At 74.3% G+C, this 1,709-nt stretch carries 2 protein-coding genes; both read right to left on the bottom strand.

The features are described 5' to 3' along the window. Positions 1–31: 31 nt before the first annotated feature. Positions 32–265: a ferredoxin gene (locus tag ACWDCZ_RS41060; protein WP_259316337.1), complete on the bottom strand. Its 234-nt coding sequence runs from the start codon at positions 263–265 to the stop codon at positions 32–34. Beyond that, entirely contained in the window at positions 259–1,467 is a 1,209-nt protein-coding gene (locus ACWDCZ_RS41055) for a cytochrome P450 (protein ID WP_449818683.1), read from the bottom strand. Before ACWDCZ_RS41055 ends, ACWDCZ_RS41060 begins: the two co-directional genes overlap by 7 nt. Positions 1,468–1,709: the final 242 nt, after the last annotated feature.

Here is a 1,709-nt window from a genome sequence, read left to right as displayed (position 1 = left end):
GGCCCCGCCGGGCCGCCGACACCACCGGCCGTCAGCGCGCCGGATCCAGCCGGAGCGCCGAGGCCGGGCACCTGGCGGCCGCCTCCCGGGCCTCTTCCGCCGCCCGTCCGACGGGCTCGGCGGCGAGCACGACGACCTGCCCGGCCTCGTCCTGGTCGAACACCGACGGCGCGGTCACCGCGCACTGCCCCGACGACACGCACCGCGAGGTGTCCGCCACCACCCGCGCGGCGGGGCGCTCGCGCTGCCGCTCCCCGTTCACCACAGGACCGGGACCTCGCCGAGGCCGCCCGCCAGCCGTTCGGAGTGGTCGCGCAGGCTGTGCGCGTCCACCGCCAGCCGCAGGCCGGGGAAGCGCCGGAACAGCGCGGTCAGCGCGATCTGCATCTCGGTGCGGGCCAGCGCGTTGCCGATGCAGTAGTGGCCGCCGTGCCCGAAGGCGAGGTGCGCATTGGGGGAACGCGACGGGTCGAAGGCGTCCGGCTCCTCGAACGCCCGGCCGTCCCGGTTCGCGGCGTTGATCGCCACCAGCACCGCCTCGCCCTTCGCGATCGCCGTCCCCGCGAGGGTGACGTCCTCGCGGGCGTAGCGGGTCAGGCCCAGGGCGCCGGGCGCGGCCATCCGCAGGACCTCCTCCACGGTGGCGCGGGCCGACCCCTCGGGGTCGGCGGCGAAGCGGTCACGCCGACCGGTGTCGCTCAGCAGGAACAGGACCCCCAGGTCGATCCGGGCCGAGGTCGTCTCGTGGCCCGCGAACAGCAGCCCCACCGCCAGGCGGGCCATCTCCTCCTCGGTGAACGAGGGGTCCTGCGCCTGTACGGCCAGGATGTCGCTGATCACGTCCTGGCCCGGCCGCTTGCGCTTCTCCTCGGCGATGGCGGACACGTACGCCTCGAACTCGGCCATGGCGGCGGCCCCGTCGGCCCCGCCGTACAGCGCGGCGATCCGCTCGGACCAGCCGCGCAGCAGGCCACGGTCCTCGACCGGCACGCCCAGCAGCTCGCAGATCACCATCACCGGCAGCGGGAACGACAGGTGGTCGTGCAGGTTGACGGCGCGTCGCGGATCCCCCGAACGCTCCTTGTCCATCGCGTCCAGGCAGGACGCGGCGAGTTCCCCGATCCGCTCGCCCAGCCGCCGCATCCGCGGCGCGCTGAACGCGGGCGCCAGCATCCGGCGCATCCGCGTGTGCTCCCGGTCCTCCTCCTCCGGCGAGGGGGCGGGGCGCGTGTGCAGCGCCGAGGACGAGATCCTCGGGGCGCCCTCGGTGTCGGGGCGCAGCCGGGAGAACCGGGTGTCGCTCAGGATCTCCCGGGCTTCCTCGTAGCGGGTCACCAGCCAGGCCGGGTCGCCGGCGGGTGTCGTCACCCGGGCGATCGGGCCTTCCTCGCGCAGGCGCGCGAGCAGCGGCGCCAGGTCCAGGGCGTTGGGGCGCTCGAAGGGTAACTGCGGTGCTGGGGCGGTCATGGTCTCTCCTCGCCGGCCGAAGGGCCACAAGAGCAGTGAACGCTTGACGGAGCCGTGCTCTCCTTGCCCGTCCGGACCAGGGCGGACGAGTGCCCTTCCGGCCAACAAGTGAGAGTCGACTCTCTCTTACTGGGAGCGTAACACCACCGGCACGCACAGTCAGCCTCCAGAACGCTGCCGGGAGGAGGGCACCCGTCGAGGCCGGCGGCAGCCGAAATGCTGTCGCTCCGCCGGTCAGGGAC

The sequence above is a fragment of the Kitasatospora sp. NPDC001225 genome, from assembly GCF_053597855.1.
Note: the sequence above shows the minus strand (reverse complement) of the source record. Positions and strands in the feature narration are given on the sequence as shown.

Excerpts from the sequence above, each read along its gene's own strand:
- ACWDCZ_RS41055 (WP_449818683.1), bottom strand. The coding sequence starts at position 1,467 with ATGACCGCCCCAGCACCGCAGTTACCCTTCGAGCGCCCCAACGCCCTG.